The 3727-nt window shown below is 65.4% G+C and carries 3 protein-coding genes; all 3 read left to right on the top strand.

The window, feature by feature from the left end; translation table 11 throughout:
- Nucleotides 1-2060 (top strand): translation initiation factor IF-2 (infB, locus tag FVW27_RS10105; RefSeq protein WP_167124820.1); only part of this gene is annotated, 2060 nt, incomplete at its 5' end.
- A gap of 123 nt (nt 2061-2183) precedes the next feature.
- The gene (locus FVW27_RS10100) at nt 2184-2474 is read left to right on the top strand and encodes a DUF503 domain-containing protein (RefSeq protein WP_041728900.1); all 291 of its coding nucleotides are present in this window, start codon (nt 2184-2186) and stop codon (nt 2472-2474) included.
- A gap of 319 nt (nt 2475-2793) precedes the next feature.
- Nucleotides 2794-3727 (top strand): DHH family phosphoesterase (locus FVW27_RS10095; RefSeq protein WP_167124818.1); only part of this gene is annotated, 934 nt, incomplete at its 3' end.

The raw sequence follows: 3727 nt of genomic DNA, 5'->3' as shown, positions 1-3727 counted from the left end.
GTCCCGGCGGTCCCGGTGGTCCCCGTCCCGGCGGCCCCGGTGGTCCCGGCTACGGTCCCCGTCCTGGCGGTCCCGGTGGCCCCGGTGGTCCCGGCATGGGTCAGCCCCCGGCTGGCGGCGACGAAGGCCAGAGCAAGAAGAAGCGCCTGAAGGGCCGCCGCACGGTGGACTTCCAACCCGGTGCCGATCGTGCCACCCGTGGCCGCGAGGATGACGATTTCCCGCGCGGCGGTGCCCGCCGCGGCAAGGGGCGCAAGGGCCGCGACATGAAGGCCTCCACCGCCACGCAGCCGCTGAAGGCCGCCAAGCGCAAGATCAAGGTCGAGGAAGCCATTCGCGTGGCCGACATGGCCCACCAGATGGGTCTGAAGTCCACCGAAATCATCAAGGTGCTGTTCGGTCTCGGCGTGATGGCGACCATCAACCAGTCGCTGGACATCGAAACCGCCACCCTGGTGGCCTCGGAATTCGGTTACGAAGTGGAAAAGGTGGGCTTCTCGGAAGACGACTACCTGATCCCCAAGGAAGACGACGCGCCCGAAACCTTGCAGCATCGGCCGCCCGTGGTCACCATCATGGGCCACGTCGACCACGGCAAGACCTCGCTGCTCGACGCCATCCGCAAGACCAACGTCACCATGGGCGAAGCGGGCGGCATCACCCAGCACATCGGCGCGTACCACGTGACCACCAAGAAGGGTGAAATCGTGTTCCTCGATACGCCCGGCCACGAAGCGTTCACCGCCATGCGTGCCCGAGGCGCGCAGGTGACCGACATCGTCGTGCTTGTGGTGGCCGCCGACGACGGCGTCATGGAGCAGACCCGAGAAGCGGTGAACCACTCCAAGGCCGCCGGCGTGCCGATCATGGTTGCCGTCAACAAGATGGACAAGGAAGGCGCCAACCCCGAACGCGTGCAGCGCGAACTGGCGGAAATGGGCCTGGTGTCCGAAGCCTGGGGCGGCGATACCGTGTTCAGCCACGTGTCGGCCAAGACCCGGCAGGGCCTGGACGAACTGCTGGAACTGCTGGCCCTGCAGGCCGAAATCCTTGAACTGAAGGCCAACCCCGACAAGCCCGCCCGCGGCCACATCGTGGAAGCCAAGCTGGACAAGGGCCGTGGCCCCGTGGCCACCGTGCTGATCCAGGAAGGCACCCTGCGCCAGGGCGACACCTTCGTGTGCGGCGTGTTCAGCGGCCGCGTGCGCGCCATGTTCAACGACCAGGGCAAGAAGGTGAAGGAAGCCGGCCCCGCCATGCCGGTGGAAGTGCAGGGCTTCGAGGGCGTGCCCGAAGCGGGTGAGGAATTCGTGTGCGTGACGGACGAAAAGCTCGCCCGTCGCATCGCGGAAACCCGCGCCGTGAAGCAGCGCGAAAAGGAACTGGCCCGCGAATCCAAGGTTACCCTGGAAACGTTCCTGTCCCGCCGCGCCGACGACCAGGAAGCCCTGGTGCTCAACCTTGTCGTCAAGGCCGACGTGCAGGGCTCGCTGGAAGCCATCTCCGAGGCGCTGCGCAAGCTCAGCACCGAAAAGGTGCGCATCAACATCATCCACGGCGGGGCCGGGGCCATCTCCGAATCCGACATCCTGCTGGCTTCTGCCTCCGACGCCATCATCATCGGCTTCAACGTCCGTCCGACCGCCAAGGTCAAGGACATCGCCGAGCAGGAGAACGTGGACATCCGCTTCTACGACATCATCTACAAGCTTGTGGATGAAGTGAAGAGCGCCATGGAAGGCATGCTCGCCCCGGTGCAGCGCGAAGTGTACCTGGGCCAGGTGGAAGTGCGGCAGACCTTCAGCGTGCCCAAGGTGGGCACCATCGCTGGCTGCCACGTTGCGGACGGCAAGATCACCCGCAACGCCGGTGTGCGCCTGCTGCGCGACGGCGTGGTGGTCTACACCGGCAAGATCACGTCCCTCAAGCGCTTCAAGGACGACATGAAGGAAGTCATGAAGGGCTATGAATGCGGTGTGGGCCTTGAAAACTTCAACGACATCAAGATAGGCGACATCATCGAAGCCTTCGAAATGGTCGAAGAAGCCGCCACGCTGTAAGACAGGACAGACAACGATTGCCTCCGGCGGGCAGGGGGCGCAAGCCTCCTGCCCTGCCGATTTACTGGCGCGGGATTTGCCCGCGTGTTTCGTCAACGATGCGCCACGCGGCGCGGCACCCCCATGATCATCGGCGTGCTCACGGTGGAATTCGAGTTGCACGGCAACGATTCCCTGAAGGGGAAGCGGCGCATAGCCAGCAGCCTGAAAACGAAGGTGCGCAACACCTTCAACGTCTCCATCGCAGAGGTGCGCAACCAGGATTCCCTGACCCGGCTGTCGCTGGCCGTGGTTTCGGTAAGCAACAGCGAACGGCACCTGCAAAGCCGCCTCGACAAGTGCCTGGCCATGATGGAAGCCGTGTGTCCCGAAGAGATGACGTACAGCGATATTGAATTTTTCGCCGCCGAATAGGCGCGACGGGTCTTTCGCCTGCTGGCTGCGTCAAACGTCGCCACCCGGATCGGTCACGTACCGAAGAGTACGTTCCCTCCCGGCTGTCTTGTGTTCCTTGCCAGCAAACGAAAAACCCGCCGCGCTAAAGACAGGTGCCCCACTGGGGCAACGTCGCCCCCCCTTTGAAAAGTTTGGGGGGGAGGGATCCGGGGAGGGAAACCCTTACACGCTCTGCGGACGCCATCCGTAATGTTCGCGCAAGCGCTTACATGACGGCTGCCGCAAAAGGCCCCTCCCCGGCTCTTCCCCTGAAAACGCCCCCCGCAGGAACCCCACCATGACAGAAACCGCAGCCAGCATTGCCGCCATCATACGGTCGGAGGACGACATCCTTGTGGCCAGCCACGCCAACCCGGACGGCGACGCCGTGGGGTCCATGGCGGCGGTTGCGCACGTGCTGCGCGCGCTGGGCAAGCGGTTCCGGCTGTACAACACCAGCGGAGTGCCGCAGCAGTACGGCTGGGTGGACATGGGTGGTCCGGTGGCGCGCACCTGGGCGGAGCTGGGTGATTTCACCCCGCGCCTGGCGGTTATCCTGGACTGCGGCGACGCGCACCGCGTGGGCGGCGACCTGCAGGCGAAACTGCCGGAACTGCGCAGCGTGAACATCGACCATCATCAGGGCAATCCCATGTTCGGCACGGTGGGCAACTGGGTGGAGCCGCACTTGGCGGCCACCTGCCAGATGGCTGGCATGCTGGCGCGCGAGCTTGGCGTGCCCCTTTCCGGCCCCCTGGGCGAGGCGGTGTACCTGGGCATCTGCACGGACACCGGCAACTTCTGCTACGGCAGCACCAGCGGCGAACTGCTGGAACTGGCGGCGGAAATCGTCCGGCTGGGGCTTGCGCCCGGCCTGTTCCACGACCGGCTGGAAAACAACTGGTCCATCGGTCGCATGCGGCTGTGGGGCGCGCTGATGCAGGGCATAGAGCTGCACTGCGGCGGCGCCGTGGCGGTGTCGGTGATTACCGACGACATGTTCGCCCGACACGGCGCGAACAAGGACGATCTGGAAGGCTACGTTTCGCAATTGCGGCGCCTTGCCGGTGTGCGGGTATCGCTGATGGTGCGCGGCGACGGCGCGGGCCGCAGCAAGATCAGCCTGCGTTCGAGCGGCACCGATGACGTGCGCGTGGTGGCGGCGGCCTTTGGCGGCGGCGGGCACCGCAATGCGGCAGGGGCGGAACTGGACATGCTGCCGCACGAGGCCG

It is taken from the genome of Nitratidesulfovibrio liaohensis (genome assembly GCF_011682075.1).
GTDB classification, from domain to species: Bacteria; Desulfobacterota; Desulfovibrionia; order Desulfovibrionales; family Desulfovibrionaceae; genus Cupidesulfovibrio; species Cupidesulfovibrio liaohensis.
The sequence above is the reverse complement of the archived record's forward strand: the minus strand, read 5'-3'. Positions and strand labels throughout refer to the sequence as shown.

Bases quoted from the DNA above. Each gene is read 5' to 3' on its own strand.
- FVW27_RS10100 (WP_041728900.1), top strand. From the start codon at position 2,184: ATGATCATCGGCGTGCTCACGGTGGAATTCGAGTTGCACGGCAACGAT.